This is a genomic window from Comamonas piscis (genome assembly GCF_014109725.1).
Taxonomy (GTDB): domain Bacteria; phylum Pseudomonadota; class Gammaproteobacteria; order Burkholderiales; family Burkholderiaceae_C; genus Comamonas; species Comamonas piscis.
The window spans coordinates 1,630,767-1,657,276 of sequence record NZ_CP058554.1 but is presented as its reverse complement, the minus strand read 5'-3'; the positions used below and the strand labels follow the sequence as shown (position 1 = coordinate 1,657,276).

Annotated in this window: 27 protein-coding genes; 13 read left to right on the top strand and 14 right to left on the bottom strand. The window is 63.9% G+C overall.

Going from position 1 to position 26,510, the window contains the following annotated elements; translation table 11 throughout:
• Nucleotides 1–65 precede the first annotated feature (65 nt).
• Together HS961_RS07395 and HS961_RS07390 are read left to right on the top strand one after the other, a co-directional pair.
• The gene (locus HS961_RS07395; RefSeq protein ID WP_182327093.1) at nt 66–386 is read left to right on the top strand and encodes a BON domain-containing protein; all 321 of its coding nucleotides are present in this window, start codon (nt 66–68) and stop codon (nt 384–386) included.
• A gap of 134 nt (nt 387–520) precedes the next feature.
• Complete coding sequence (locus HS961_RS07390) at nt 521–1,669, top strand: zinc-binding metallopeptidase family protein (RefSeq protein ID WP_182327092.1); 1,149 nt, start codon at nt 521–523, stop codon at nt 1,667–1,669.
• An 18-nt stretch (nt 1,670–1,687) separates the two neighbouring features.
• Here the strand turns inward: HS961_RS07390 and coaD are convergent, their stop codons facing one another.
• From coaD to HS961_RS07370, 4 genes are all read right to left on the bottom strand, one after another.
• Nucleotides 1,688–2,185 (bottom strand): pantetheine-phosphate adenylyltransferase, encoded by a 498-nt coding sequence (gene coaD / locus HS961_RS07385; protein WP_182327091.1) that lies wholly within the window; start codon nt 2,183–2,185, stop codon nt 1,688–1,690.
• Nucleotides 2,186–2,289: 104 nt separating this feature from the next.
• On the bottom strand, nt 2,290–3,003 hold the full coding sequence (gene rsmD, locus HS961_RS07380) for a 16S rRNA (guanine(966)-N(2))-methyltransferase RsmD (RefSeq protein ID WP_182327090.1): 714 nt from the start codon (nt 3,001–3,003) through the stop codon (nt 2,290–2,292).
• A complete protein-coding gene (locus HS961_RS07375) occupies nt 3,003–4,346 on the bottom strand; it encodes a M16 family metallopeptidase (RefSeq protein ID WP_182327089.1) in 1,344 nt (447 codons plus the stop codon). The genes rsmD and HS961_RS07375 overlap by 1 nt, the downstream gene beginning before the upstream one ends.
• A gap of 103 nt (nt 4,347–4,449) precedes the next feature.
• Complete coding sequence (locus tag HS961_RS07370) at nt 4,450–5,895, bottom strand: M16 family metallopeptidase (RefSeq protein WP_182327088.1); 1,446 nt, start codon at nt 5,893–5,895, stop codon at nt 4,450–4,452.
• A gap of 28 nt (nt 5,896–5,923) precedes the next feature.
• On the opposite strand from HS961_RS07370, the gene ftsY reads away from it, so the two are divergent.
• The 3 genes from ftsY (at nt 5,924) to HS961_RS07355 (ending at nt 11,379) form a co-directional block, all read left to right on the top strand.
• Nucleotides 5,924–7,150, top strand: a complete 1,227-nt coding sequence (gene ftsY / locus HS961_RS07365; protein WP_182327087.1) for a signal recognition particle-docking protein FtsY — start codon at nt 5,924–5,926, stop codon at nt 7,148–7,150.
• 153 nt (nt 7,151–7,303) lie between these two features.
• The gene (locus HS961_RS07360; RefSeq protein WP_182327086.1) at nt 7,304–10,471 is read left to right on the top strand and encodes a metallophosphoesterase family protein; all 3,168 of its coding nucleotides are present in this window, start codon (nt 7,304–7,306) and stop codon (nt 10,469–10,471) included.
• 128 nt (nt 10,472–10,599) lie between these two features.
• Nucleotides 10,600–11,379: a DeoR/GlpR family DNA-binding transcription regulator gene (locus HS961_RS07355; RefSeq protein WP_182327085.1), complete on the top strand. Its 780-nt coding sequence runs from the start codon at nt 10,600–10,602 to the stop codon at nt 11,377–11,379.
• A 12-nt stretch (nt 11,380–11,391) separates the two neighbouring features.
• Here the strand turns inward: HS961_RS07355 and cutA are convergent, their stop codons facing one another.
• Nucleotides 11,392–11,754 (bottom strand): divalent-cation tolerance protein CutA, encoded by a 363-nt coding sequence (gene cutA, locus HS961_RS07350; protein ID WP_238347825.1) that lies wholly within the window; start codon nt 11,752–11,754, stop codon nt 11,392–11,394.
• Nucleotides 11,755–12,091: 337 nt separating this feature from the next.
• On the opposite strand from cutA, the gene rpoH reads away from it, so the two are divergent.
• The 7 genes from rpoH (at nt 12,092) to HS961_RS07315 (ending at nt 19,320) form a co-directional block, all read left to right on the top strand.
• Entirely contained in the window at nt 12,092–13,069 is a 978-nt protein-coding gene (gene rpoH, locus HS961_RS07345) for an RNA polymerase sigma factor RpoH (protein WP_412101635.1), read from the top strand.
• A 172-nt stretch (nt 13,070–13,241) separates the two neighbouring features.
• Nucleotides 13,242–14,213, top strand: coding sequence for a Bug family tripartite tricarboxylate transporter substrate binding protein (locus HS961_RS07340; RefSeq protein ID WP_182327083.1), 972 nt, complete (start codon nt 13,242–13,244; stop codon nt 14,211–14,213).
• A complete protein-coding gene (locus tag HS961_RS07335; RefSeq protein WP_182327082.1) occupies nt 14,210–14,965 on the top strand; it encodes a sterol desaturase family protein in 756 nt (251 codons plus the stop codon). Before HS961_RS07340 ends, HS961_RS07335 begins: the two co-directional genes overlap by 4 nt.
• A 10-nt stretch (nt 14,966–14,975) precedes the next feature.
• Nucleotides 14,976–15,923 carry a fatty acid desaturase gene (locus HS961_RS07330; protein ID WP_182327081.1) on the top strand — a complete coding sequence of 316 codons (948 nt, stop codon included), beginning with the start codon at nt 14,976–14,978 and terminating at the stop codon, nt 15,921–15,923.
• A gap of 6 nt (nt 15,924–15,929) precedes the next feature.
• Nucleotides 15,930–17,873: a beta-ketoacyl-ACP synthase III gene (locus HS961_RS07325; RefSeq protein ID WP_182327080.1), complete on the top strand. Its 1,944-nt coding sequence runs from the start codon at nt 15,930–15,932 to the stop codon at nt 17,871–17,873.
• Nucleotides 17,870–18,793, top strand: a complete 924-nt coding sequence (locus tag HS961_RS07320; RefSeq protein ID WP_182327079.1) for a DUF6999 family protein — start codon at nt 17,870–17,872, stop codon at nt 18,791–18,793. The genes HS961_RS07325 and HS961_RS07320 overlap by 4 nt, the downstream gene beginning before the upstream one ends.
• Before the next feature lie 23 nt (nt 18,794–18,816).
• A complete protein-coding gene (locus HS961_RS07315) occupies nt 18,817–19,320 on the top strand; it encodes a gamma-glutamylcyclotransferase family protein (RefSeq protein ID WP_182327078.1) in 504 nt (167 codons plus the stop codon).
• A 23-nt stretch (nt 19,321–19,343) separates the two neighbouring features.
• Here the strand turns inward: HS961_RS07315 and ureG are convergent, their stop codons facing one another.
• The 8 genes from ureG to HS961_RS07275 are packed head-to-tail and all read right to left on the bottom strand — an operon-like array spanning nt 19,344 to nt 24,800.
• On the bottom strand, nt 19,344–20,003 hold the full coding sequence (gene ureG, locus HS961_RS07310; RefSeq protein ID WP_133855334.1) for an urease accessory protein UreG: 660 nt from the start codon (nt 20,001–20,003) through the stop codon (nt 19,344–19,346).
• A complete protein-coding gene (locus HS961_RS07305) occupies nt 20,000–20,707 on the bottom strand; it encodes an urease accessory protein UreF (RefSeq protein WP_182327077.1) in 708 nt (235 codons plus the stop codon). The genes ureG and HS961_RS07305 overlap by 4 nt, the downstream gene beginning before the upstream one ends.
• A complete protein-coding gene (gene ureE, locus HS961_RS07300) occupies nt 20,704–21,273 on the bottom strand; it encodes an urease accessory protein UreE (RefSeq protein ID WP_272956291.1) in 570 nt (189 codons plus the stop codon). Before ureE ends, HS961_RS07305 begins: the two co-directional genes overlap by 4 nt.
• On the bottom strand, nt 21,270–21,752 hold the full coding sequence (locus HS961_RS07295) for a GNAT family N-acetyltransferase (RefSeq protein ID WP_182327076.1): 483 nt from the start codon (nt 21,750–21,752) through the stop codon (nt 21,270–21,272). Before HS961_RS07295 ends, ureE begins: the two co-directional genes overlap by 4 nt.
• Before the next feature lie 14 nt (nt 21,753–21,766).
• Nucleotides 21,767–23,485: an urease subunit alpha gene (gene ureC / locus HS961_RS07290; RefSeq protein WP_182327075.1), complete on the bottom strand. Its 1,719-nt coding sequence runs from the start codon at nt 23,483–23,485 to the stop codon at nt 21,767–21,769.
• A 49-nt stretch (nt 23,486–23,534) separates the two neighbouring features.
• A complete protein-coding gene (locus HS961_RS07285) occupies nt 23,535–23,843 on the bottom strand; it encodes an urease subunit beta (protein WP_182327074.1) in 309 nt (102 codons plus the stop codon).
• A 14-nt stretch (nt 23,844–23,857) separates the two neighbouring features.
• Nucleotides 23,858–24,466 carry a HupE/UreJ family protein gene (locus tag HS961_RS07280; RefSeq protein ID WP_182327073.1) on the bottom strand — a complete coding sequence of 203 codons (609 nt, stop codon included), beginning with the start codon at nt 24,464–24,466 and terminating at the stop codon, nt 23,858–23,860.
• Nucleotides 24,467–24,497: 31 nt separating this feature from the next.
• Nucleotides 24,498–24,800, bottom strand: coding sequence for an urease subunit gamma (locus HS961_RS07275; RefSeq protein ID WP_182327072.1), 303 nt, complete (start codon nt 24,798–24,800; stop codon nt 24,498–24,500).
• 260 nt (nt 24,801–25,060) lie between these two features.
• On the opposite strand from HS961_RS07275, the gene HS961_RS07270 reads away from it, so the two are divergent.
• Entirely contained in the window at nt 25,061–25,891 is an 831-nt protein-coding gene (locus tag HS961_RS07270) for an urease accessory protein UreD (RefSeq protein ID WP_182327071.1), read from the top strand.
• A gap of 4 nt (nt 25,892–25,895) precedes the next feature.
• Here HS961_RS07270 and HS961_RS07265 read toward each other — a convergent pair whose 3' ends face one another.
• Nucleotides 25,896–26,504, bottom strand: a complete 609-nt coding sequence (locus tag HS961_RS07265) for an SCO family protein (protein WP_182327070.1) — start codon at nt 26,502–26,504, stop codon at nt 25,896–25,898.
• Nucleotides 26,505–26,510 lie beyond the last annotated feature (6 nt).

The window sequence follows — 26,510 nt, the reverse complement described above, 5'->3', positions numbered from 1 at the left end:
ATAAGTGCGGTGCAGATGCCGATCGATTTTCAAGCACCCCAACAACACTTTGCGAGGAAACAAAAATGAAACTCTCCCGTACTATTGCTATCGCTGCATTCGCTGGCGCAACCCTCGTGATGGCCACCGGCTGCTCCGTGGCACGCAAGCAAGAAACCGTGGGTGAATACATCGACGGCTCGGCTGTGACCACCGCTGTCAAGGCCAAGCTGGCTGAAGACAAGGAAACCTCGGCCAGCTCGATCAACGTGAAGACCATGGACGGCGGCATTGTTCAGTTGTCCGGTTTTGCCAAGTCGCAAATGGAAAAGGACCGTGCTGGTCAACTCGCTCGCGGCGTCAAGGGCGTGACCGAAGTGCGCAACAGCCTGATCGTCAAGCAGTAAGCCTGAACCGATCGGCCCTTGCCGAAATGCCAGCTGGTGCGAGCCAGCTGGCATTTTTTGTTTCCGGCGTGCGGCTCTGGCCCGGTATGGGGCGAAACATGGCCAATCCCTTGTCGATGAGGTAAGCTTGTCCGATGCGCCTGTTTCATTGCGACCAATGTGGTCACCTGGTTTTTTTTGAGAGCGTGCACTGTGTGAACTGTGGCGCCACCTTGGCGTACCTGCCCGATTGCGCAGAGGTAGGTGCGATGCGGACCCTGGACGTTCACACTCCCTCGGCTCCCAACATGCAGCCCGCAGCGTGGCAGCGGGTTACCGCCCATAGTGCGCCCAACGCTCCGCACTACCGCATGTGCGCCAACCGCGACCAGTACCAGGCCTGCAACTTTGCGATACCTGCGCATGAGCCCTACAGCCTGTGCAGCGCCTGCCGCCAGACCCTGGTGGTGCCCGACCTCTCCGTCATGGGCAATATGCTGCGCTGGCAGAAGCTGGAAAGCGCGAAACGGCGGCTCTACTACACCTTTGCCCGTCTGGGCCTGCACCCTGACCGGCCCGACTGGACCCCGCATTACCAGTTTCTGGCCGATGTACCCGATCAGCACGTGGTGACCGGGCATTCCAACGGTCTCATCACCATCAATATCGCCGAAGCCGATGACGACGAGCGCGTGCGCCGCCGCGTGGCACTGCATGAGCCTTACCGCACCTTGCTGGGACATCTGCGCCATGAGTCAGGCCATTTCTTCTGGGACAAGCTGGTGCGTGATGGCGGCGAGCTCGACAGCTTTCGCCAGCTCTTCGGCGATGAGCGCCAAAGCTACCCTGATGCCCTGCAGGTCTACTACGCCAACCCACCGGGCTACACCGAGTGGAGTGCGCAGCATGTTAGCGCCTATGCCAGCGCCCATCCCTGGGAGGACTGGGCCGAATCCTGGGCCCATTACCTGCACATGGTGGATATGCTGGAGACGGCTGCCAGCTACCACACGGGCCTGACGATGACCGGCAGCGCCGAGGCGGCCTCCGTACGGATTGGCGACCCCTTCATCCAGCCGCCACCCAGCTTTGAACACATGGTCGCCCAGTGGGTGCCGGTGACCTTGCTGCTCAACAGCCTCAACCGCAGCCTGGGGCAGCAAGATGCCTACCCCTTTGCGCTATCGGCTGGGGCCTTGCAAAAACTGCGCTATGTGCATGACATCGTGCGGCGCCCCCATGATGTGGACAGCCACCCGGCAACGGTGCTGTCGCCAGCGGGCACCGGCGCCCGCCTGGCCTAGGCGGCGCGCCATGGAGCCTCAGCTTTCCTGGGCTTTGCGCTCCACCACCTTGCGCTGCAATTCTTGCGCTACGTAGGGCGATACAAACTTGTCGACCTCGCCGCTCAGCATCGCAATCTCGCGCACAAAGGTGCTGCTGATGAACTGGTAGCGGGTGCTGGGGGTCAGGAACACCGCTTCCACATCGGGCATCAGCGAGCGGTTCATGCCGGCGAGCTGGAACTCATAGTCAAAGTCGGTGACCGCGCGCAGGCCGCGCACAATCGCATTGCCGCCCTGTGCGACGACAAAATCACGCAGCAGGCCGGAGTAGCTCTCCACCCGCACGCTGGGATAGTGCTTGACGGCTTCACGTGCCATGTCCATGCGTTCCTTGAGCGTGAACATGGTCTTTTTGTGGTGGCCCTCGGCCACCGCCACAATCACGTTGCCAAACAGCTGGTAGGCCCTGCGCACCACGTCTTCGTGGCCCAGGGTCATGGGGTCAAAGGTGCCTGGGTAGATGGCCAGTGTCATGTATGTCTCCTGCGTAGCGTCTTCGCTGCGCCAGCCGCTTGGCGCATTGCAGCGCAGCATAAACCATTTCTGGCAGCGGACCGCCAGCCCCCAGGCATTCCCGTTCAGCCTTCTACGGGCGCCGCCTTCTTCAGCAGATGCGCATGCACGGCACCCGCTTTCAGGTAGCGGTAGCTCACCAGGCCCAGCTCGGCCAGCGCCTCTTCGCTCCAGGCCTCGGGCGCCTCCAGGTAGATAAAGCCCTGCGCGGTCACCGCGGCCTGTGCGGCTTTGAGCGCCGGCGCAAACAACTGTCCGGAGAACGGCGGGTCGATAAAGATCAGGTCCCAGTGCGCAGGGTAGGCCTGCAATGCCGCCAGCGCATCGCCCCGGCTCACTTCCACCTGGGTGGCACCCAGCTTCTGCGCCAGCTGCTTGATCTGCGCGGCCAGCTGCACGTCCGACTCGACCATGCGCACCTGGGTGGCGTTGCGCGATGCCGCCTCCAGCCCCAGCACGCCGGTGCCGGCAAAGGCATCGAGGCAGCGCCAACCGGCCAGGTCCTGGCCCAGCCAGTTGAACAAGGTCTCGCGCACGCGGTCTGGCGTCGGCCGCAGGTCGGGGCGGGTCAGCACCGCCAGCTTGGTGCGGCGCCACTGGCCGCCAATGATGCGGATCTCTCCGGCAGCCGATGCCGCCACGCGGGCAGCATTGCTGGTATTACCAGTATTGCCTCGCTTGCGGGCGGTCGCTGCATCGGGCACTGCCTCGGCAGCGGCTGCGGCTTTTTGCACCAGCGCACGCAGCGCTGTTTCACTTTTGATGGCACTGCGTCCCATTATGGTTTTGCTCCCAACACTACGGTCACTTGTTTGTCCGGCTGCACCATGCGCGCCATGGCCTTGCGCACATCGTCCGCGCTGAGCGCCTCCACCCGGTCCGTCCAGTGGTCCAGGTAGTCCAGCGGCAGGCCGTTCCAGGCAATATTGGTCACATTGCCCAGCAGCTTGGCATTGCTGTCCACGCGCAGCGCAAAGCCGCCGATCAGGTTGTCCTTGGCATCGCGCAGTTCTTTGTCGCTGGGGCCTTTGGCGATGAAATCGCTCAGCACCTCGCGGGTCACCTTGAGCGCCTCGGCCGCCTGGTCAGGCCGGGTTTGCAGGCCGATCTGGAAGGCGCCTGCATCCAGGCCGGGGTTGAAGGCGGAATACACGCCATAGACCAGGCCGCGCTTCTCGCGCACCTCTTCCATCAGGCGCGAAGCAAAGCCGCCGCCACCCAAAATCTGGTTGCCCACCAGCACCGCCAGAAAATCCGGATCAGCACGGCGAATACCGGGCTGCCCCATCAGCACCTGGGCCTGGGCGGAGTCAAAAGCAATCTGGATCTCATCGGCCTTGGCCAGCGGCTGCACTGGCGGCACCTCAGCAGGCGCCGCGCACTGCGCCTTGGGCGTGGCAGGCATCTTGGCCAGCAGGCGCTTGACGAGGGCATCCGCCTGGGCCTTGTCCAAAGCGCCCACCAAGGTCACCTTGGCGCGGCAGGCATCGACCGAGCGGGCCAGGTACTGCTGCATCAGGCCCGGGTTGATCTGTGCCAGGGTTTCTTCCGTCGTGCGCAGCCCGTAGGGATGGCTGCCAAATACCGCCTTGTTGAAAGCACGCCCTGCGACCACCGCCGGGCGGGTGTTTCCCTCCTTGATCGCGGCATTCCAGCGTTCGCGCTCGCGCTGCCAGACGGCATCGTCATAGCTGGGCTGCGTGATCTGGCGGGCAGCCAAATCGGCGGCACGGTCCAGCAGGCTGGCATCGGTCAAAGAGCGCAGGGAGAAGGTCAGCGCATCACTGCTCGCGCTTGCGCCAAAGCTGGCACCCAGGTCCGCCCAGGCCTCGCCCACGGCGTTTTCATCGAGCGCAGGCGCGCCCGCTTGGGCTTTGACGCCTTTGGACGCCATCAGCGCCGCAGCGTTGGCCAAACCGGCTTGCGCGGCAGGGTCGCGGCGGCTGCCGGCATCAAAGTTCAGCTGTACATCCACCATCGGAATGGTGGGGCTGTTGACCAGCCAGACCTGGGCGCCGCTGTCCTGTGTCCAGTGCTCAATGGGCAGCAAGGCCCAGGCCGAATGGGAGGCCAGCAAGGCTGCTACGCCGCCGACCAGTGTTTTGCAAAATGAGGTTCGCATGGGTATCTCTGCTAGCCAGGGCCTGGCGCCAATTGCGACAGGTCCTGGTGAAAACAATACAGAACCGGCGGGCCAACTGCCGCACCGGTCCCTGGGCGTTTCGTCAGTGCACGGCGCCATCCTTGGCCGCCGCACCACTGCGCTTTTGCGCAGCGCGGTCGGCATCGGTCAAGGGCTGGGGCACCAGGGTGGCCACCGTCATCTGGTCATCGCCAAAATAGCGCGCAGCCACTGCCTGCACCTGGGCGGCGGTCACCGTCTTCATCAAGCTCAGCAGCTTGTCATTGGTATCCAACGGCAAACCCAGCGCCCAGTTGGAGCCCAGGTCATTGGCCTGGCCAAAGACCGAGTCGCGCTCATACACGGTAGAGGCCTGCCATTGGGTACGTACCCGCTCCAGCTCTCCCTCGCCGACACCGTCCTTGGCGACTCGGGCGACCTCGGCGCGCAAGGCGGTCTCCACATCCTTGGCAGTTTTGCCTTGCGATGGCACGCCGCCGAGCAAGAAGGTCGAAGGCCCCCGGTTGACCACGCTGGAGCCGCTGAAGGTGGCATCGGCCACGCGGTTGGCGCCCTGGGTCAGCTGGCGGTCCAGACGTGCGCCGTCATAGCCGCTGAGGACAGACCCCAGCATCAGCAGCGCCATGGCATCTTTGTCGCTGTCCTTAGGCTCCACCAGATTGCGCAGGTCGGGCACCTTGAAGCTCATCACCACATAGGCCTGCTCGGCAGGCGCCTTGTAGTCCAGCCGGCGCTCGCCCTTTTGCAGCGGCTCGGGCCGGGGCTTGCGCTCGGGCAATGCACGCGCGGGGATGCTGCCGTAGTATTTTTCGGCCAGTGCGCGGACCTTGTCCACATCCACATCGCCAGCCACCACGACCACGGCGTTCTCCGGCACATACCAGGCTTGGTGGAACTGGCGGGCATCATCGGGGTGCATGGAGTCGAGGTCGCCCATCCAGCCAATCACCGGCCGGTGGTAGGGCGAGGCCTGCCAGGTCGCGGCATTGAGCTGCTCCATCAGGCTGGCGCGCGGGTTGTCATCGGTGCGCATGCGGCGCTCTTCCTTGATGACTTCGATCTCTTTCTTGAACTCGCTGTCAGGCCACTGGTTGTTGGCAAAGCGGTCCGATTCGAGGCGCATCACGTCTTCAAGCTTGCCGGACGGGATCTGCTGGTAGTAACCGGTGTAGTCGCGGTTGGTGAAGGCATTGTCCTGCCCGCCCAGTGCGGCAACCTTGCGCGAGAAATCGCCCGGCGCGACGGTGGCCGTGCCCTTGAACATCATGTGCTCCAGTGCATGGGCCAGGCCAGAGCGGCCATCGACCTCGTCCATCGAGCCCACGCGCACCCAAACCATGTGCACCGCCGTTGGCGCACGCTTGTCTGGCTGTACGATCAGGCCCATGCCATTGGACAGTTTGAACTGCTGGGCACCGGCAGAATTGGAGGCAACGGCAGCGCTGGAAACCGGCGATGCTGCCAGCGCTGAAGAAGCCCCAGCGCCCAGGGAGGCCATCAAGGCCAGCAAAATGGTGGAACGTTTCATAAAATAGGCTGATTCTACGTAGCGCACAATGTTCAGTTTTTTCAAGAAAAAATCTCCCGCTGCCGACGCAGCACCTCTGCTCCCGCCTGCGGGACCAGCGCCGGCACCGCTGCCGGCAACGCCAGCACCACCCACGCCAGCTCCCGCGCCAGCAGCACCTGCTGTGGTGACGGCCGAGCCCGCGAGCCCCGTGGTGGCCGAGCCTGCCAAGGCCGGTTGGTTGCGTGGCCTGGGGCTGGGCGGCAAGGCCGCAGCCCCTGCGCCGCTGCCCGTGGATAACGCGGCAAAAAACCCATCGGTTCAGGCGCCACAGGCGCCGGTAGCTCCTATCACTATAGCACCCGAGCCTGTCAGCAGCCGCGACAGCTGGATGGGCCGTTTGAAGAACGGTTTGCGCAAAACCGGCTCCAGCATTGCCACGGTTTTTACCGGCACCAAGATCGATGAACAGCTCTACGAAGAGCTGGAAGAAGCGCTGCTGATGGCCGATACCGGTGTCAAGGCGACGACGCATCTGCTGGACGACCTCAAGCAGCGCGTCAAGGACAGCAAGACCACGGACCCGGCAGCGGTCAAGGACCTGCTGGCCAGCGCGCTGGCCGATTTGCTGGCACCGCTGGAGAAACCGCTGGTCATCGGCGAGCACAGCCCCACAGTCATCATGGTAGCCGGTGTCAATGGCGCCGGCAAAACCACGTCAATCGGCAAGCTGACCAAGCACCTGGCCGATGCCGGCCAAAGTGTGCTGCTGGCCGCAGCCGACACCTTCCGCGCTGCCGCGCGCGAGCAGCTGGGCGTTTGGGCCACCCGCAACACGGTCGAGATCATCAGCCAGGAAGGTGGCGACCCGGCTGCCGTCAGTTTTGATGCCGTCACCGCTGGCAAGGCCCGGGGCAAGGACGTCGTGCTGGTCGATACCGCCGGCCGCTTGCCCACCCAGCTGCACCTGATGGAAGAGCTCAAGAAGATCAAGCGTGTGGTCACCAAGGCCGATGGCAGCGCACCGCACCAGGTGCTGCTGGTCATCGATGGCAATACCGGCCAGAACGCCCTCAACCAGGTGCGCGCCTTTGATGATGCGCTGCAGCTGACGGGCCTTATCGTCACCAAGCTCGATGGCACGGCCAAGGGCGGTGTGCTGGCCGCCATTGCGCAAGAGCGCCCGATCCCCGTGTACTTCATCGGCGTGGGTGAAAAAGTCGAAGACCTGGAAACCTTCAGCGCCAAGGAATTTGCGCAGGCACTGCTGGCCTGACCGGCAAACGGACTTCCCACACACAAGCCCTGCCCTCTGGAGCAGGGCTTTTTCTTTACCTTCGTCATGGTAATTTCATGCAATCTTGTTATTTTTTGCACTTCCTGGTGAAAACATGCATTCACAACATCGGCCTTGAAGGCAGGAGATTCCATGAAATTAGCAAGCTTGCGGCAACTGTGTGCCGCCGGGCTCTGGGCAGTCAGCGGACTGGCCCTGGCCCAAACGGTGGTCTTTAGCGAGAACTTTGATGCGGCGGGCGCGGATGCACCTGCCGGCCTGGGTACCACCGGCCCGGCCGGCTGGACCCTGCGCCTGGAGAATGCCGACACGGTGGCTACCAGCGGCCGCTCCAGCGCCGCCAAACTGCCCTGGCTGGGTTGGAAGTTTGTCACGCCGACTTACTGGACGACCCAGGTCTCGGGTGGCGATCGCGCCAAACTCACCAAGGCCAACGGCAAGATCGCGGTGGCCGAATCGGATGGCCTGCGGCCCAACAGCGGTCTGTACTTCAGCACCGTGATGGAAAGCCCCAGCATTGCGGTGCTGGGTGGCGGCAGCTACACGCTGGGCTTTCTCAGCCACTTCCAGATGGGCTCCACCAAGAAGGAGAGCATCAAGGTCGAGGCCGTGTTTGATGACAGCAGCGTCCAGACCCTGCTGCATGAGACCAGCGCCTCGCGCCTGAACCAGAACGAGAACCTGGCCTTCAGCGTCCCCGCCGGTGCCAAGAAGGTCAGCCTGCGCTTCAGCTACCTGAACACTGACAACAACTGGTACTGGGGCCTCGATGATGTGGTGCTGACGCAAACCAGCAGCGAGCCACCCAAGCCCTTTGACCCCGCCAAGCTGCCCAACACCGCCAACGCGCCCGCGCTGACCGTGGGCCCGACCTTGCAAAACCCCGGCCCCGACCACATGGCCGTGATGCTGGAGACCACCGAGTCCGCCCCCACCATCTGGTGGCGCCTGGCCGGCAGCACCGGACCTTACACCTTACTGCCCGCCAAGAACCCGGTCGGTGATTTTGCCGACAGCAGCATCTTTTTTGCCGACATCGCCGGTCTGCAATCGAACACGCTCTATGAGTACGCGGTGGTGACCGGCAGCAGCGCTGCGCCCAAGCTGGCCGGTCCCTTCCAGTTCAAGACCTGGCCACGTGACAACGATGGCGTCGCCAAGGCCAAGTTCGCGGTCGTGTCAGACACCCAGGACGGCCTGGCCAACCGCCTCAAGAACATCACCCAAGGCATCATCAACAACGACTGCGCAGGCGCTGCAGCCCAATGCGCGCAGCACCTGGCCGGCTTCATGGTGCCCGGCGACCTGGTCGGCTCAGGCGGCACCCGCAGCAACTGGAAGGACCAGTTCTTCGGCCCGCTGGCTGCCATCTCGGCCTATGTGCCGCTGATTCCTTCGCCTGGCAACCACGAGTACTTTGGCGGCGAGCAAGCCAGTGCAGGGGCAGAAAAGACCTGGGCCAAGACCTACCGCCAGTACTTCAACCGCATGCCCGCCAACGGATCGCCTACGCATCCGCTGCACTGGTACGCGCTGGACTACCTGGGCATGCGCATTGTCGGCAGCGATTTCAACCCCGCCTCCGCCATGCACAACACCGGCGGCTGGACTGGGTATGACAACGGCCGGGGTCTCTTCCGCGCCGCCTATATGCAAGAGCACCTGAACTGGTTTACCGGACTGATGGCCCAGACCCGCGTGGACAAGAAGCCCTACATGGTGCTGCTCAACCACTACCCCTGCCTGAGCGAAAAGTGGCGCCAGGGCGAGGTGCTGGCCACCTGTGATTTCATCGCGCAGATGGAAGACTATGGCCGCAGCACCGGCGCCATCACCGCCAACCTCAACGGCCATGTGCATTTCTATGAGCGCGGCAATTCGATGAACAGCCGCCACCTCTGGCTGAATGTGGCCTCGGGCAGCGGCGCACTGGAAGGCGCCAAGCAAGACGACGACAGCGATCTGGATGTCATCGCCAACACCAAGCTCAGCTTTGGCTATGGCACCTTGGAAGCCAGCTTTGGCAGCGCCACCCCGGCCCTCACCTGGAAGCGCTACGACCTGGGCGCCTCCACCACCAGCGCCACGCCCGATGACAGCATCGAAGTCACCAGCGAAGCGCTGGCGCTGAAGCCCGCACTCGTCCAGGCCAAGCTCGGTCAGGTCGATCCTGCCACGGTGCAACTGGCCTACCGCACTGATGCTGCCCCGGCTCTGTATGAAGCGCAGTGGCAAGTCTCCCAAGACCCGCAGTTTGCCGCCGGTCAAGCGGTCTACGACGTCTGGGGCAATGACACGCGCCGCGAGAACTGGACCTACGTGAACGGTGTGCGCGTCAACACGCAAAAGGATGCCGATATCGCCACCCTGCCCCTGGGCCAGCTGCTGGCCAACCCCAAGCGCGTCTACCCGAATGTGGATGCGGGCACCGCCCGCGGCAAGCTGACCACCGCCATCATTGCCGGCGGCAACAGCCTGCGTGACCGCTGGAGCTGCGATTACAAGTGGGACGAAGACGGTGACAGCGGCGCAGCACGCCAGGGCGGCCGCCAGTGCTATGCGCAGCTGGCAAAAGCTGATGGCAGCAAGGGCTCCGCCCTGGACCCCTTCCAGGGCCAGCCAGCGCAAGTGCTGCAACTGGGCCAGGATGAGCGCTGGTACTGGCGTGTGCGGGTGCGAGATACACACCTGAACTGGTCCGACTGGAGTGCCACCGGCTCCTTCGAGCTGGGCAACCCCGCGCCGGAACCCGAGCCTCCGGTGCAAGACCTGATCGACACCCAACTGCCCAGCCCTGGTGGCAACCTGCCCGCGATGGACCTGAACATCCAGGCCGCCACCCGCTGCGACCAGTCCAACGCCAGCGTCAGCCCCGTGCCGGCCGACCTGCTGCCCGCCGGTCTGAAAGCCGCCACCGGTCTGCTGTCCTTCACGCTCTCGGGCTGCGCCCATGAAGGCTTCAGCGCTCAGGTCCGCTTGGCGGTGCCAGCTGATCTGCCCGCCAACAGCCGGGTCATGAAGGTACACACCACTGCAGATGGACAGCGTGTAGTGAGCGAGATCGCCGGCGCCAGCATTGCCGGCGGCGTGGTCAGCTACACCGTCACTGACGGCGGTCCGCTCGATGAAGACGGTTTGGTCAACGGTGCCATCGTCGATCCGGTGCTGGTGGCAGTGCCAGCCGACGTGGTGGTGCCGCCGACGGAAGCCGCCCGCCCGGTGCCGGTGAACCAGCCGCTGGCCCTGCTGCTCGCATCGCTGCTGCTGATGGCAGGTGCAGCGGCAGCGCGCCGCCGCTAAAGAAGGCCTGGCCGCAGCATATCGCTCTGCGGCTGTGCCTCCAGCCTTACATACGGCCGTTCAGGGCCGTACTGCAAAATTGCGCAGGCCGCCCGACAGGCGGCCTGCCCCCTTAAGGAAATGCATCCATGCTGCAAGAAGACCGATTTATCCGCATCCAGTCACTGCTGGCCTCCATTGACCGGCTCAGCACCGACAGACTCATCCAGGATATGCAGGTCTCCCGCGAAACGGTACGCCAGGATCTGCTGGCACTCGAATCCATGGGCCTGGTGCGGCGCGTGCATGGCGGCGTCGCCCGCGTCACGCAGGACGAGCCCCCTTTTGTGCAGCGCCAGGCGCTGCGCGTGGCAGAGAAGCGCGCCATCGCCAAGGCAGCGGTCAAGCGCTTGCAGCCGGGCCAGATGGTGTTTATCGATGCCGGCACCACCACGTCCATCCTGGCCGAAGAGCTCAGCCTGATCAGCCGCTTGGTCGTCGTGACCAACTCCATCACCGTAGCCCTCAAGCTGGCCGGCACCCAGGCAAGCGCTGGTGCAAGCAACGCCATGCGCGTGGTGCTGCTGGGTGGCGATACCAACCCGGAAATCCCCTGCACCTATGGCGAGGTCACCCTCAACGAAATCCGGCGCTACCGTGCCGACGTCACCCTGCTCTCGCCCGTGGGCATCAGCGCGCAAGACGGCATCACTTTTGGCAACGAGCACGAGGCCAGCCTGGCCACGGCGATGGCCGAGCAATCCTTGTCGCTGGTGGTGCTCGCCGATTACAGCAAGATTGGGTTGCGCAGCCGCTATGCGGTGGCCTGCGCCACGGCCAACCAGACCCTGATTACCAACGCCTATTCCAACAACAACGAGGCATTGGCAGCCTTGGACGCCCAGGGCGTGGCCGTCATCCCTGTTTGAGCCAGATCAGCTTCAGACCTGCAGCGGCGCACCCACTTCGGAGGCGACCCAGGCCGCGTAGGCAGGGCTGGCCTGGCTCTCACCCCATAGCCACTGCGGCAAGGCATAGGGGTGCAGTGGCATCAGCAAAAGCTGCAAGGCTGTCAGGCGCTGCGGCGTGGTTTTCCAGGTGATGCGCCATTCATCGCCCTGTTGCAACTGACCGTCCCACCAGTAGTGCGAATGGATCTTCTCGACCTGCGCGCAGGCAGCAAAACGGGCTTTCACCCCCGCCTGCGCCAGCGTGTGGGCGGCCGATTCGCTATCCACCGTCGTGCTGGCCCAGGCCACAAAGCTCACGCCGGCAGGGCCAGGCATCATCGCAAAGTTATCCATGCCTCAACTCCATGATTCTGATCAAACATGCTGCAGTTTAAGGGCTGCATCCCGATCAGAAAGGCACTGGTTATTTATCCATGTTTTTAGGGATGTGCCGGGAACTTATCCACAGGCCAGCCACTCCAACCGGCCATAACGCGCGATCGGGTGTCAGACACCCGCTCAGCGCGCCGTCATCGGCACCGTAAAGAAAGTTGAAGACCTTCAAAAACAGGAGCAAACTCTTCTTGATTGGCAACGATTACGGCGATTCTTAGTTGAATCTTAAACCCACAAATACCGCAGCATTTGGAGGGAACTCCCACAGCATCAAGGGACTCCTACCGGTGTTACTATGTATCGCATAGACGAAAGGACTTCTAGCGTGACAACTCATTCTGGAGCCGCCACCATTTCTACCGCACTGGCTCCTGCAAACCCATGGTCGTTGGTACCACCCCTGGGCAACCTGGACGCCTACATCACTGCGGCCAACCGTATCCCCATGCTCACCCCCGAGGAAGAGCTGGGATATGCCAAAAAACTCAAGGAAAACGGCGATGTCGAAGCCGCTGGCCGCTTGGTGCTGTCGCACCTGCGTCTGGTGGTGTCCATTGCGCGCCAGTACATGGGTTACGGCCTGCCACACGGCGATCTGATCCAGGAAGGCAATGTCGGTCTGATGAAGGCCGTCAAGCGCTTTGACCCGGACCAGGGCGTGCGCCTGGTCAGCTACGCCATGCACTGGATCAAGGCCGAGATCCACGAATATATTCTGAAGAACTGGCGCATGGTCAAGGTGGCGACCACCAAGAGCCAGCGCAAGCTGTTCTTCAATCTGCGCTCGATGAAGCAAGGCTTCAAGGCCGAAGCTGGCATGGAAGACGGTGCCATGCACCGCGAAACCCTGTCCGAGAGCGAAATCGACGCCATGGCTGCCCACCTCAACGTCAAGCGCGAAGATGTGATGGAGATGGAAACCCGCTTGTCGGGCGGTGATGTGCTGCTGGATCCCAGCCCCTCCGATGATGGCGAGCAAGCCTATGGTCCCATCGCTTATTTGGCGGATGCATCACATGAGCCAACCGCCATGATCGAATCGCGCCAGCGCGATTACTTGGCGACCGATGGCATCCAGGAAGCCCTTGCCACCTTGGACGAGCGCAGCCGCCACATTGTGGAAGAGCGCTGGCTCAAGGTGAACGACGATGGCTCGGGAGGCATGACCTTGCACGACCTGGCTGCCGTCTACGGCGTCAGCGCCGAGCGGATTCGCCAGATCGAATCGGCAGCGATGAAGAAAATGCGCAAGGCCTTAGCCGAGTACGCTTAAGCTGTATTGCAACGGTCTGCTATCGCAGCACCCATCGACATCGCAATTGGCGATAATCAAAGCGCACATGCCCTCCGGCCTGTGCGCTTTTTTATGGCCCGTATGAGCCCGGCGGACGTACAGACGGATAAACCTCCACCCATGCGGGCAGCCATGCGAATTTGGAGCTTTTATGCATTTTCCCCTGTCCCGCCGCTGCCTGTTGGCAGCCACCTTGGCCACCCTCGCCAGCACTGGCGCCTTGGCTGCGGACAACTGGCCGACCAAACCCCTGCACCTGATTGTGGGCTTTCCGGCGGGATCCTCTCCTGACCTGACCGCCCGTGCGCTGGCCGAGCCGCTGGAAAAAGCGCTGGGCCAGCCCATCATCGTCGAGAACAAGGTGGGAGCGGGTGGCAACATCGCCGCCGAGTACGTGGCGCGCGCCACCGATGGCTACACCTTCAGCGTGATGATCAACGGCAATATGACGATTGCCAAGATGCTCAATCCATCGATTCGCTACAACCCCTTGACCGATCTGCAGCCCGTCGGCCTGATTGGCGTGGCCCCGCTGGTGCTGGTCGCGCCTGCCAAGGCGCCTGAGGGCAAGGCCTTCTTTGAAGCCGCCACCCAAGCGGGCAACAGCTGGAGCTATGGCTCACCGGGCGTGGGCACCATCGGCCACCTGGGCATGGAACTGCTCAAGAGCCGTGCCAAGATCAAGCCCGAGCACATCCCCTACCCTGGCTACCCTCAGGTCTTCAACGGCATCCAGGGCGGCGATCTGCAGCTGTCCATGCTGCCGCCGGCGCTGGCGATGAACCAGATCCAGGCAGGCAAGCTGCGCGGCATTGGCGTGACCTCGGCCGCGCGCAGCCCCCTCGCACCCGGCTTGCCCAGCCTCAAGGAGCTGGGCATTGCCAACTACGACATGGAAATCTGGAACGCCGTGGCGGCCCCCAAGGCGATGCCCAAGGCCCATGTCGAAAAGCTGGCCCTGGCCGTGGGCGAGATCGTGCGCAGCCCCGAGATGCGCCAGAAGCTGGCACTGCAAGGCTGGCAGGCGGTGGGCAGCTCGCCCGAAGGCCTGAAGAACCGCATTGATGCCGATGTGAAGGCGCTGGGCACCATCATCGAAGAACAGAACATCCGCGCGCAATGACGGCAGCCCAAGCCTTCACCCATCTCAGCGCCTGGCAGGTGATGGCTTGGGGCCTGGTGTTTTTCAGCGCGCTGTATGTGGCGGGTGGCCTGGGCATGACGGCCCTCACCGGCTTTCTGCAAAAGCGTGGCATCGGCCGGGTGCTCGATACCCGGCCGCTCAAGCCTGACCAGCTGCGCCGCGAATGGCGCCAGTCCTTCCACTCCATCCTCGTATTTGGCCTGGGCATGGTCGTGCCCTGGGGCTTTGTGCAGCTGGGCTGGGCGCATTTCGCCATCAACTCCAGCGGCTGGCAGATCGCCCTCGAGATCTGGGTGCTGCTGATCTGGAACGATGTGCACTTCTGGATCAACCACCGCCTGTTGCATACGCGCTGGTTCAAGCGCTTCCATGGCGACCACCACCGCTCGGTCGTGGTCACCCCCTGGTCCACCTACAGCTTCCACCCCATCGAGGCGATGATGCTGGGCAATGTGATCCTGCTGCCGATGGTGCTGCATGATTTTTCGTTTTGGTCGCTGGCCTCGGTGCCGGTGTTCAGCATCTTCCTCAACGCCGTGGGCCATGCCAATTACGATTTCTTCCCGCGCGTAGGGCCCCGCCACCCGCTGGCCGCCAGCCGCCGCCACCACCTGCACCATGCGCGGCCTGCCGGCAACTATGGCTTTGCACTGGCCTTTATGGACCGCCTGATGCGCAGCGAAGCCGACCCGCTGCCGCCGCGCCCGGCCCCCCGGCGCCCTGCTGCCTAAGCCCGCTGGCATGACCCGCGACGCCAGCCCATCCCTGCCCGCCACCGCCTCCCGCAAGCTGCCCCGGCTGCGCCATTGGCGCGACTGGCAATCGCTGCTGTACATGCTGGCCCTGCCCTTGATCGCCGCCTGGCAGTGGCAGCACGGCCTGGTCTGGTGGCTGTACCTGCTGGGGCTGTTCCTGACCCTGGGCATCGGCGTCATCCACCACAACCACACCCATCTGCGCATGTGGACGGGGCCGCACAGCCGATGGGCCAACCGGGCCACCGACTATGCGCTGACCCTGCTGCAGGGTCACCCCACCTTTGTGTTCTGGCCCGCCCATGTGGGCAACCACCACCGCTACAAACATGGCGAGCAGGACATCGCCCGCACCTACCGTTTTGGTGGCGACACCAACCACCTCTGGGGCTATCTGCTGCACCCGCTGCAGGCCGCCTGGGTGCTGTACCCGCTGTTCATCCGCTGGTTGGCGGGCCTGCGCCAGCGCAGCCCGGGCGCCTTTCGCTACTGCATGGGCCAGTACGCACTGTGGCTGGGCAGCTGGGCGGGGCTGCTGGCGCTGGATTGGAAAAAGGCGCTGGTCTTTGTCATCCTGCCCCAGCTCCACGGCCTGCACTGGCTGCTGGCCACCAACTACCTGCAGCATGCGCATGCCGACGGCCGCAAGCCTAAAAACGATACCGGCAGTGGCATGCTGAACTACGCGCGCAATTTTGAAGGCATGGTCAACCCCCTGCTCTTTAATATTGGCCTGCACACCGCCCACCATGAGTGCCCGCATGCCCACTGGTCTACTTTGACCGGTTTGCATGCCAACGAATACCGACACCGGGTCCACCCGGTGCTCAATGAGGCAGGCCTGGTGCCCTATATGGCACGGGTCTTTGTGGGAGGGTTGGTTTGCCGATCAGCACGCAGCCGGTCGCTGATGCCACCTATGGAGAAAAAGTAGTCATTTATGCCAGTCGCTTACTCGCAGGTCTATATCGAATCCGCCGGTCACTTCATGCCCGGCGCCCCCATTGCCAATGACGGCATGGATGCCTATGTGGCGCCGCTCAACCGGCTGTCCGAGCGCATCAAGCGCCGCATCCTGGCGGAAAACGGCATCCAGCAGCGCCACTACGCGATTGCGCCCGATGGCAGCACCACCTACAGCAACGCGCAAATGGCCAAGGGCGCTATCGAAGCGGCACTGGCGCAAGCCGCACGGCCCCTCGCCGATATCGGTTTTATGGCCAGTGGCTCATCGGGCGGCGACGCGCTGATGCCCGGTTTTGCCAGCATGATCCAGGGCGAAATGGCCGCCCCGCCGATGGAGCTGCTCAGCGTGCATGGCGTCTGCGCGGCCAGCGTGGGCGCGCTGCAAAGCGCGGCGCTGGCGGTAGAGCATGGCACACATGGTCATGCGCTGGCGGTGGCCAGCGAGATGCCGTCGCGCCTCTTCAAACGCTCACGCTACGCAGGCCAGGACTACAACACCGATTTTGATGCGCACTTTTTACGCTGGATGCTGAGCGATGGCGCCGGCGCCGTGCTGCTGGGCCAAGGCGCCGCCCTGCCCCAGCGCCCCGACCTGCGCCTGAAACTGCGCTGGACGCACCAACGCAGCTTTGCCGGTGACTACCCCGTCTGCATGCAGCTGGGCCTGACGCATGACCGCCAGCGCAGCCATCTGGATTTCCCATCCTGGGCCGAAGCAGAGGCCGCTGGCGCGCTGTCCTTGCGCCAGGACATCCGTCTGCTGCCCCACCTCTTTGATGTCTGCATCCACGAGTACGCCCGTATCGCCCACCAGGGCTGGCTGCCCGAGCGCGGCATCGACCACTTTCTCTGCCATTACTCGTCGGAGAAATTCATTCCCGTCGTCGATGAACTGCTGAACAAGGCCCAGCTGTCGATCCCACGCGAGCGCTGGTGGAGCAACCTGGCCTGGCGCGGCAATACCGGCGCCGCCTCCATTTTTGTGATGATCGCCGAGTACCTGCAGACCCAGCATGAGCGCCTGAAACCCGGCGACACCATGCTCTGCTTTGTGCCCGAATCCGGCCGCTTTACCGCCGGCTATATGCTGCTGGAGGTAGAGCCCATTACGCCCGCCAGCCCGGCAGCAGCCCGCGCCAGCACGCCAGCCCAGCGTGCCACTCCGGCCGCCGTCGCTGCAGAAAGCGCGCTGATTGCCCCGCCCCATGACCCAGCCGCCGCCCCGGCAGGACTGGCGCCGTTGCTGACCGAGCTGGCCAGCATCTGGCATGACTACCGCTCCCAGGTCTGGCGCACGCCGCTGGTCCACCGCATCCACAGCGGCCAGATCAAGCAGGCCGACTATGTGCGCTGGATGAGCCAGTGGGTGCCCCAGGTGCGCGAAGGCAGCCTGTGGATGCGCGAAGGCGCGGCCTCGCTCACAGGGGCCTATGCCGAGCTGGCGGCGCTGATGGGCGTGCATGCCAGCGAGGAGCAGAACGACTTCAAGATCCTGCACCAGGACTACCTCAACGCCGGTGGCACGCAAACCGATATCCAGCAGCTGCGCCGCAACCCCGGCGGCGAGGCGCTCAACAGCTATCTGCACAGCCTGGCGGCCACCCCTAACCCGATTGGGCTCTTGGGCGCCATCTACATCATCGAAGGCACGGGCCAGCGCATTGTGCCCAGCCTGCTGCCCATGCTGCGCCAGCACCTGGCGCTGGGCCCAGATTGCTTCCGTTTTCTGGAATACCACGGTGCCAATGACGAAGACCATCTGGAACGCTGGCTGCTGGCGGTGCAGATGGTCATGGCGCTGGACGAGACCGGCACGGCGGCCGCGGCGATTGCCGCCACTGCACGCCATACCGCTGCGCTCTACCTGATGCAGTTCCGGCACATTCTGGACGCTACGGCCACGGAGCCCGCACGATGACCGACTTCCGCGACATCCCCCACGACGAGCGCGATCCCAACCCCTGGCTGGCGCTCTACCTGGACGACAGCACACCGTTGCCCGACCATGTCAAAGCCGCCTGGCTCAAGGATTCCAGCAGCCGCTCACGCCAGTTTCTACTGCCCTTTATCCGGCCGATTGCGCGCATCAGCATCATCCTGATCCAGGTGCTCAAGGTGCTGCTGCCCAAGCGCTGGGCGCATTCCAAGCTGCTGCACCGCACCCTCGCCTTCAGCATGAACCGCTTTGTCTCGCCCGAGGCGAACTGGCTGATCATGCGCCACTTCCACCTGGGCTCGCAGATCCTCAGCTTTATCGGCGCCAACGCCCCCACCCCCGTGCCCACCAAGCCGCTGGCACCGATGGAGATCGACGACATCAAGGACGAGCTGTTCTTAAAGCACGACCTGAACCTGTTCAACTTTGTCATCCGCCTCAACACCACCTTGCGCAGCCATGGCCAGCACATGGGCCCGGTGGCCGAGCCCAACTTTGGCATGCTCTGCGACCCGCCCTTGGAGCTGGCCGCGATGCCGCAGGGGCGGCTGAACATTCTCGATCTACAAAGCGCCATCGAGATCTACACCCCGGTCTACCAGCTGCTGCTGACCGACAACGACTTCTGGCGCGCCAGCAATTCGCTGCAGCTCGACGAGACCGTCGCCATCTATGCGGCCAAGATCCTGTCCTCGCCCGAGCACCTGGTGATGCTGAACAACAAGCACCCGCTCGTGCCCCTCTCTACCCTGCGCGCTGGCCACCGGCTGGTGCTGCATGGCTTGTCCACCGAGATGCTGCACTGCCTGCTGATGCGCATGGCCACCGGAGAAACCCCGCTGCCCAGCCGCGAAATCGCCAAGACCCGGCAAGCAGCAGGCCGGCCTGCGCAGGCCAGTTGACTCCCATTTCCGCAAGAATTTTGATGCCAACGCCCACCCCAGACCACCCCAGCACCCAACCGCCCTGGCAGCCTTGCGGCGCAGGCCATGTCGCCGTGTACGGCACCTTGCGTGCCGGCGGCGTGAACGACATTGCCAGGCTGCAGCCTGACATTGTCTGCCTGGGCCGCAGCTTGTTGACGGGCACCTTGTTTGACCTGGGCTGGTACCCCGGCTTGCAACTGCAGGGCAGCGGCCTGGTGCTCGCCGAGGTCTACCCCCTGAACGATGCGCTGGAGCAGGCGATGGACCAAGTGGAAGGCATATGGCCTGTGGATATTGGCGAATACTGCAAGCGGGTGCTGACCCTGGATGTGGAGCTAGTCAGCGGCGGCCGGCAGCCGCTGGAGGTGCTGGTGTACGAGGCCCTGCCCCCGGCCTTGCAAGGCCGCATGCAGATCACCGCGCAAGACTGGCTGGAATGGATTGCACAGCAGGGCCGTGAGCACCCCGATACGGCTTTCAGCTTGAACACGCCCAAGAGCTAAGCAGCAGACCTCAAGCCACAGGCTCAGCCCAGCAGCAGCCCCTGCTTTTCGATAAAGGCCACCACCTCATCCAAGCCGTCCAGCGTCTTCAGGTTGGTCATCACAAAGGGCTTGGTGCCTTTGGGGCCGCTGCGCATGCGCTCGGTGTCACTGCGCATGACATCCAGGTTGGCACCCACATAGGGCGCGAGATCGGTCTTGTTGATCACAAACAGATCGCTCTTGGTGATACCGGGGCCGCCCTTGCGGGGGATCTTCTCGCCAGCGGCTACATCGATCACATAGATGGTCAGGTCCGACAGCTCGGGGCTGAAGGTGGCAGCCAGGTTGTCACCACCCGATTCGATAAAGACGATATCCGCATCGGGAAACTGGCCCAGCATGCGGTCAATCGCTTCGAGGTTGATAGAGGCATCCTCGCGGATGGCGGTGTGCGGACAGCCGCCCGTCTCCACGCCCATGATGCGCTCGGCCGGCAGCGCGCCGCTGACGGTCAGCAGGCGCTGGTCTTCCTTGGTGTAGATGTCATTGGTGATGGCGATCAGGTCCCATTTGTCGCGCATCGCCTTGCACAGCATCTCCAGGATGGTGGTCTTGCCCGAGCCTACCGGCCCGCCAATGCCGACGCGCAACGGTGGCAGTTTTTTGCTGCGGTGGGGAATGTGGTGCAGTGCAGTGCTCATGATCGAAATAGCCGTGAGTATTGGTGTTCATGCCGGGCCGAAAGAATGGCCAGCATCGGAGAAAAAGCCTGGCGCTGGTCATCGCCCAGCGCCAGCGCATGGTCGGCCGCGCCCGGTATCGCCTGCGCCAGCCGCGCCAGAATGCGCTGGCCGGCGCTCTGGCCCAGCGGCACCGATTTGATGGCCGCCTGCACCATGTTCTCGGCCCAGCCAAAGGCATAGGCCAGCAGCGCATCGCGCGGGCCCGCCCCCGCCAGGTGAGCGGCCAAGGCAAAGGCCAGCGGGTAGCTCGCATCCTGGGTCGCCAGCCAGTTCACCAGCGCCAGCGCCTGGGCATCATCGGCATGGCGGTTTTGCAACCACGCGACCAGGGAGCGCCCCATCTGCTCGGCCTGCAGCCGCAGCTCGCTGCTCTCACGCGTCTGCAGCACCCAGGCATTGAGCGCAACGACGCGGGCGCGGTCATCGCGCTGCCAGGCCTGCATCGCCTGGGCCAGCACCGCCATATCGCCTCGGGCCTGGCTCAGCTGCAGCTGCTCCGCAATCCAGTCTGCCGCCTCTGCCTCGTTGCCCACCAGCGCGGCATTCACACCTGCCTCCAGCCCTTCGGAATAAGAGAAGCCGCCTATGGGCAAAGCCGGCGAGGCCAGCCACATCAGCTGCAAAAAGCTGGCGGGTGACAGGCTGAGGGGCTGCATGCTCATCCGTGCGGATGCGGATGCGGATGGGCATGGTCATGCCCGTGGTCATGGCTGTGCCCGTGGCCATGCCCATGGTGGCTGTGGCCGTCGTTGGTGACATGGCCGCCATAGGCGCCGCCTTCGGGCTCGAAGGGCATGTCCGCCTCCACGACCGTCATGTGCATGCTGCGCAGCATGTCGGCCAGCACATGGTCGGGCTCGATCTTGAGGTGGTCGGGCTGCAGCTCGATCGGCACATGGCGGTTGCCCAAGTGGTAGGCGGCGCGCATCAGATCAAAGGCCGAGCCATGCTGCGCGCAGGCGCTGATATGCAGCACTTTCTGCGGCGCAGCCTGCACGAGGACCACCGAGCCATCTTCGGCCACCAGTACATCGCCACCGCGCACGGCCTGGCCGCGTGGCAGAAAAATCGCCAGCACACGGCCGCTGCTGTCGGTGGCGGAGAAGCGCGATTTCTGGCGCACATCCCAGTCCAACTCGACAAAGCTCGCGCGCTTGCGCAGGGCCGGTGCCAGGCCTTGGCCGCCGGGCAGGCATTTGGAGACTTGCAGCATCGCTGGTGCGGTCATGGCAGCTCCAAGCGCATAAAGCAGCTGTTCGGGTCGGGCTGGTAGCTGCCAAACGGCGCGCAGGCGACAAAGCCATTGCGTTCGTAAAAACGACGCGCCGGCGCAAAAAAGGCCTCGGTGCCTGTCTCCAGGCTGATGCGTTTTGCCCCCAGCGCGCGGGCCTGGGCCAGTACATGGTCCAGCACCTGCTGGGCTGCGCCTGAGCCTCGCTGCCCCGCGCCCACCCGCATCGACTTGAGCTCCAGATGGCCAACATCCAGGGTCTTGAGCGCGCAGGTGGCGACCAGGGCCTGGGGCTCTTGCTCGGCGCTCCAGGCAGTCCAGAGGTACATGCCGGGCGCACGCAGCTGCTCCGGGTCCAGCGCATGCACGCTCTCGGGCGGCGAGATGCGGCGCATATCGCTCAGGTGCTCTTCCAAAAAGGCCAGCACGCGGTCGTCGGTCACCGGGTCGAGCTTGAAAATCAATGGGCTTGCCATGGGGCTATCCGGGTTCAAAACAGAAAATAACGCTGCGCCATCGGCAGGCTGCTGGCCGGCTCGCAGGTCAGCAACTGGCCATCGGCGCGCACCGCATAGGTCTGGGCATCCACCTCCATGCGCGGGGCGAGGTCGTTGTGCAGCATGTGCTGCTTTTGCAGGCCGCGTATGCCTTTGACGGCGGACAAGGTCTTGGCCAGGCCAAAGCGCTGGCCGATGCCGGCGGCCAGGCCGGCTTGCGACACAAAGGTCAGCGACGTCTTGGCAATCGCACCGCCAAAGGCGCCAAACATGGGGCGGTAGTGCACCGGCTGCGGCGTCGGGATAGAAGCATTAGGGTCGCCCATGGCGGCCATCGCAATAAAGCCACCCTTGAGGATACAAGCCGGTTTGACGCCAAAAAAGGCCGGTTTCCAGATGACGATATCGGCCCACTTCCCCACTTCCAGGCTGCCCACCTCGTGGCTGATGCCATGGGCAATGGCGGGGTTGATGGTGTACTTGGCGATGTAGCGCTTGATGCGAAAGTTGTCATGCCGGTCGCTGTCGCCCGGCAAGGCGCCGCGCTGCTGCTTCATCTTGTGCGCCGTCTGCCAGGTGCGCAGAATCACCTCACCCACCCGGCCCATGGCCTGGCTGTCGGAGCTGAACATGCTGATTGCGCCGATGTCGTGCAGGATGTCCTCGGCCGCAATGGTTTCCTTGCGAATGCGGCTTTCGGCAAAGGCCAGGTCCTCGGCAATGCCGGCATCCAGGTGGTGGCAGACCATCAGCATGTCCACATGCTCGTCCAAGGTGTTGATGGTGTAAGGCCGCGTCGGGTTGGTGGAGCTGGGCAGCACATTGCTCTCGCCCACCACCTTCAAAATATCGGGCGCATGGCCGCCGCCCGCGCCTTCGGTATGGAAGGTGTGAATGGTGCGGCCCTTGAAAGCCGCCACCGTGTCTTCGACAAAGCCGCTCTCGTTGAGCGTATCGGTGTGGATCGCCACCTGGGTGTCGGTCAGCTCGGCCACATCCAGGCAGTTGTCGATGGCGGCCGGCGTGCTGCCCCAGTCCTCATGCAGCTTGAGGCCAATCGCGCCGGCATCGATCTGCTCATGCAAAGCCAGCGGCAGGCTGGCATTGCCCTTGCCCAAAAAGCCCAGGTTCATCGGGAAGGCATCGGCCGCCTGCAGCATGCGCTCCATGTTCCAGGCGCCGGGCGTGCAGGTCGTGGCAAAGGTGCCGGTGGCCGGGCCGGTGCCGCCACCAATCATCGTGGTCACCCCGCTGGTCAGCGCCTCTTCGATCTGCTGGGGGGCGATGAAGTGGATGTGCGTGTCGATACCGCCGGCGGTGACGATGTTGCCTTCGCAGCTGATGATCTCGGTGCCCGGACCAATGGTGATGTCCACGCCCGGTTGCGTGTCCGGGTTGCCGGCCTTGCCGATCGCGGCAATGCGGCCGGCCTTGAGGCCAATGTCCGCCTTGACAATGCCCCAGTGGTCGATGATCAGCGCATTGGTCAACACCGTGTCCATCGCGCCTTGCGCGCTGCTGCGCTGGCTTTGCGCCATGCCGTCGCGGATGGTCTTGCCACCGCCAAACTTCACCTCTTCGCCATAGCCACCGGCCCGCAGGGTGAAGTCCTGCTCCACTTCCACGATCAGCGCGGTATCGGCCAGGCGCAGGCGGTCACCCACCGTGGGCCCATAGGTTTCTGCGTATGCGCGTCTGTCCATCGTTGCCATCAGAACCATCCAGTCTTAGTACCCAAGCCAGCAGGCTGCGTGCCGCGCATCATTCCAGCGCTCCTTGCACCAGGCCGCGAAAGCCGTAGATCTGCCGGTCGCCGCCAATGTCCACCAGCTCCACGGTGCGCTGCTGGCCGGGCTCAAAGCGCACCGCCATACCGCTGGCAATATGCAGGCGCATGCCATGGGCTGCCTGGCGGTCAAACACCAGGCCGGCATTGGTCTCGGCAAAGTGGTAGTGCGAGCCGACCTGGATCGGCCGGTCGCTGGCGTTGTGTACCACCACCGTGGTGGTGCGGCGCCCGGGGTTCAGTAGATGTTCGCCGTCGTCCAGCAGCAGTTCACCTGGGATCATCGTGCGGCTCCTCGTCAGGCCAAACGCGTCAGCATGACGGCGCCCAAGACCGCGGTGGCCCCGCCCGCTACCTTGGCCAGCCAGCGGTGGCGCTGCATCAGGGCCTTGCCCAGCACCAAGCCGCCCACATGCAGCAAGGCTGAGCCCAGCGCCATGCCTGCCAGCGCGCCCACCGATGCCAACGCAGTGTCGCCCGCCAGCTCAAAGCCGTGTGCCGCCCCGTGGAAGAACGCAAACACCCCCGCCAGCGCAGCGGCCAGTACCCAGGGCATCTGCTTTTGCACGGCTACCAGCAAGCCCAGCACCAGCACCGATGCGGCAATCATCGGCTCCACACCTGGTACCCATAGCCCGGAAAATCCGGCCAGTGCGCCGGCCACCAGCAAGGCCACAAAGGCGGCCGGTGCGCGCCAGGCCGGCGTCACGGTCAGCGCGCTCCAGGCGCCTACCGCCAGCATCGCGGCCATATGGTCGGCGCCGGTAAAGGGGTGGGCAAAGGCATGGCCAAAGCTGCTCAAAAAGCTGTGGTGGTCACCACCATCGGCGCCCACATGGGCGAGGGCTGACAAAGGCATGGCGGCAGCGGCGGTGGCCAGAGCGGCAGAGAATTTATGGAGTTTCATGGTGCTTGCTTGCGCAGGGAAAGGAGGGGAATCAGGCAATCGGCTCATGCACGGTGACGAGCTTGGTGCCATCGGGAAAGGTGGCCTCGATCTGGATATCGGCAATCATCTCGGGGATGCCCTCCATCACATCGGCACGGGTCAGCACCGAGCGGCCGGCGCTCATCAGCTGGGCGACGGTACGGCCATCGCGCGCACCTTCCATCACAAAGGCGCTGATCAGCGCCACCGCCTCGGGGTAGTTCAGCTTGAGCCCCCGGGCCAGGCGCCGCTCGGCCAGCAAGGCGGCGGTAAAGATCAGCAGCTTGTCTTTTTCGCGAGGTGTCAGTTCCATGCCGAGAGCAAAGCAAGGCACATGCCAATCACGGCAGGGCATCGCACCCTGCACGCTTTCTGTGCCAGCGCACTGCCATCGGCACCACAACGCAGCACCGGCAGCCGCTGCGCACCAAATAGGCACACACGGCAGCCCATAGCGGTGCAGAACCTGGCACGTGGCTTGCAGAGCCCTGGCATGCCTCTCGCCCCCCAATTGCACCCAATCCCCGCCCCAGGGCCTTGCCGCCCATGCCATAGCCACCGTGCGCGACGGCCATGAGCTGGCATGCCCAACTCGACCTGCGCTATGGCCTGCAGGCGGGCAAGACCTCGGTGCAGTTCAGCCACGATGGCCCTTTGCGCATTTTAAAAAGCCTCTACCCCGAAGGCCCGGGCATTTGCCACAACGTGCTGGTACATCCACCGGGCGGGTTGGTGGGCGGCGATGTGCTGGATATCTCGGTCGAGGTAGGTGCAGGCGCCCAAGCACTGGTGACCACGCCAGGGGCGACACGCTTTTACAAGACCAATGGCCAACCGGCCTTGCAGCGCACCCGGCTGCAGTTGCAGGCCGGTGCCCGGCTGGAATGGCTGCCGCTGGAAGCCATTGCCTACAACGCCTGCGATGCCGCGAACGAGCTGCAGATGGAACTGGCGCCCGATGCGCAGTTGCTGACCTGGGATATCACCGCGCTCGGCTTGCCGCTGGCGGGCCAGCCTTTTGTAGAAGGGGTGTTTTCGCAGCACATTGCATGGCCAGGGCATTTTTTAGAAAGAGGTCGCATCCGCGCCGATGACCACTTGCTGCTCAACGGTCAGTTGGGCCTGGCGGGGCAGCGCTGCATGGCGAGTCTGGTCTATGCCTGCGGCTCGCCCATACCGCGCACGCAGCGCGAGGCGTTGTTGGAGAGCACGCAGCTGTTGCTGGAAGCGGCACCGGCGGAGGTCATGGCAGGGGTGACCGCCCCGAATGCGCATATGCTGGTGCTGCGCGGCCTGGCCCCGGTGGTGGAGCCGGCGATGCAGTTATGGAAGACGGTATGGGGCCACTGGCGCAGCAGCCTGATGGGGCTGCCGGCGCAGCGCCCGCGCATCTGGTCGATGTGAGCGTTTAAGCGCCGTCGATCAGCTGCTCGATATCTTTGGCGAGGGTATCGACGGGCGTGCCATAGCGACTGTACAGGCGCAGGCGGCCTTCCGGGTCAAAGATGTAGTCGCCCGCAGTGTGGTCCATCGTGTAGCTGCCAGGGGTCTGGCCGTCCACCCGCTTGTAATAGACCTTGAAGTCCTTGGCCATCTTGGCCGTTTCCTCATCGCTGCCGCGCAGCGCCAGAAAGCTCGGGTCAAAGTTGGCCAGGTAGGCCTGCAGAATCTCGGGCGTGTCCCGCGAGGGATCGACCGAGGCAAAGATCACCTGCAGCTTGTCGCCCTTGGCGCCGAGCTTTTGCTTGACGGCGGCCAGGTCGCCCAAGGTGGTGGGGCAGACATCGGGGCACTGGGTGAAACCAAAGAACACCAGCACGACCTTGCCTTTGAAATCCGCCATGCTGCGGCGCTGGCCATGCTGGTCGGGCATGGAGAAATCCTGCCCATACTCTTTGCTGCCCGTCAGATCAATGGCGTTGAAATCGGCCTTGGATTTGCAGGCGGTCAGAAAACCGCCGGTCGAGGCCACTACGGCCGAGCCGGCCAGCCAGCGAAGAGCATTGCGCTTGTTCATTGCAGA

Coding starts and splice junctions, on each gene's coding strand:
- HS961_RS07395 (WP_182327093.1), top strand. CDS start 66: ATGAAACTCTCCCGTACTATTGCTATCGCTGCATTCGCTGGCGCAACC.
- HS961_RS07390 (WP_182327092.1), top strand. CDS start 521: ATGCGCCTGTTTCATTGCGACCAATGTGGTCACCTGGTTTTTTTTGAG.
- coaD (WP_182327091.1), bottom strand. CDS start 2,185: ATGACACTGGCCATCTACCCAGGCACCTTTGACCCCATGACCCTGGGC.
- rsmD (WP_182327090.1), bottom strand. CDS start 3,003: ATGGGACGCAGTGCCATCAAAAGTGAAACAGCGCTGCGTGCGCTGGTG.
- HS961_RS07375 (WP_182327089.1), bottom strand. CDS start 4,346: ATGCGAACCTCATTTTGCAAAACACTGGTCGGCGGCGTAGCAGCCTTG.
- HS961_RS07370 (WP_182327088.1), bottom strand. CDS start 5,895: ATGAAACGTTCCACCATTTTGCTGGCCTTGATGGCCTCCCTGGGCGCT.
- ftsY (WP_182327087.1), top strand. CDS start 5,924: ATGTTCAGTTTTTTCAAGAAAAAATCTCCCGCTGCCGACGCAGCACCT.
- HS961_RS07360 (WP_182327086.1), top strand. CDS start 7,304: ATGAAATTAGCAAGCTTGCGGCAACTGTGTGCCGCCGGGCTCTGGGCA.
- HS961_RS07355 (WP_182327085.1), top strand. CDS start 10,600: ATGCTGCAAGAAGACCGATTTATCCGCATCCAGTCACTGCTGGCCTCC.
- cutA (WP_238347825.1), bottom strand. CDS start 11,754: ATGGATAACTTTGCGATGATGCCTGGCCCTGCCGGCGTGAGCTTTGTG.
- rpoH (WP_412101635.1), top strand. CDS start 12,092: ATGTATCGCATAGACGAAAGGACTTCTAGCGTGACAACTCATTCTGGA.
- HS961_RS07340 (WP_182327083.1), top strand. CDS start 13,242: ATGCATTTTCCCCTGTCCCGCCGCTGCCTGTTGGCAGCCACCTTGGCC.
- HS961_RS07335 (WP_182327082.1), top strand. CDS start 14,210: ATGACGGCAGCCCAAGCCTTCACCCATCTCAGCGCCTGGCAGGTGATG.
- HS961_RS07330 (WP_182327081.1), top strand. CDS start 14,976: ATGACCCGCGACGCCAGCCCATCCCTGCCCGCCACCGCCTCCCGCAAG.
- HS961_RS07325 (WP_182327080.1), top strand. CDS start 15,930: ATGCCAGTCGCTTACTCGCAGGTCTATATCGAATCCGCCGGTCACTTC.
- HS961_RS07320 (WP_182327079.1), top strand. CDS start 17,870: ATGACCGACTTCCGCGACATCCCCCACGACGAGCGCGATCCCAACCCC.
- HS961_RS07315 (WP_182327078.1), top strand. CDS start 18,817: ATGCCAACGCCCACCCCAGACCACCCCAGCACCCAACCGCCCTGGCAG.
- ureG (WP_133855334.1), bottom strand. CDS start 20,003: ATGAGCACTGCACTGCACCACATTCCCCACCGCAGCAAAAAACTGCCA.
- HS961_RS07305 (WP_182327077.1), bottom strand. CDS start 20,707: ATGAGCATGCAGCCCCTCAGCCTGTCACCCGCCAGCTTTTTGCAGCTG.
- ureE (WP_272956291.1), bottom strand. CDS start 21,273: ATGACCGCACCAGCGATGCTGCAAGTCTCCAAATGCCTGCCCGGCGGC.
- HS961_RS07295 (WP_182327076.1), bottom strand. CDS start 21,752: ATGGCAAGCCCATTGATTTTCAAGCTCGACCCGGTGACCGACGACCGC.
- ureC (WP_182327075.1), bottom strand. CDS start 23,485: ATGGCAACGATGGACAGACGCGCATACGCAGAAACCTATGGGCCCACG.
- HS961_RS07285 (WP_182327074.1), bottom strand. CDS start 23,843: ATGATCCCAGGTGAACTGCTGCTGGACGACGGCGAACATCTACTGAAC.
- HS961_RS07280 (WP_182327073.1), bottom strand. CDS start 24,466: ATGAAACTCCATAAATTCTCTGCCGCTCTGGCCACCGCCGCTGCCGCC.
- HS961_RS07275 (WP_182327072.1), bottom strand. CDS start 24,800: ATGGAACTGACACCTCGCGAAAAAGACAAGCTGCTGATCTTTACCGCC.
- HS961_RS07270 (WP_182327071.1), top strand. CDS start 25,061: ATGAGCTGGCATGCCCAACTCGACCTGCGCTATGGCCTGCAGGCGGGC.
- HS961_RS07265 (WP_182327070.1), bottom strand. CDS start 26,504: ATGAACAAGCGCAATGCTCTTCGCTGGCTGGCCGGCTCGGCCGTAGTG.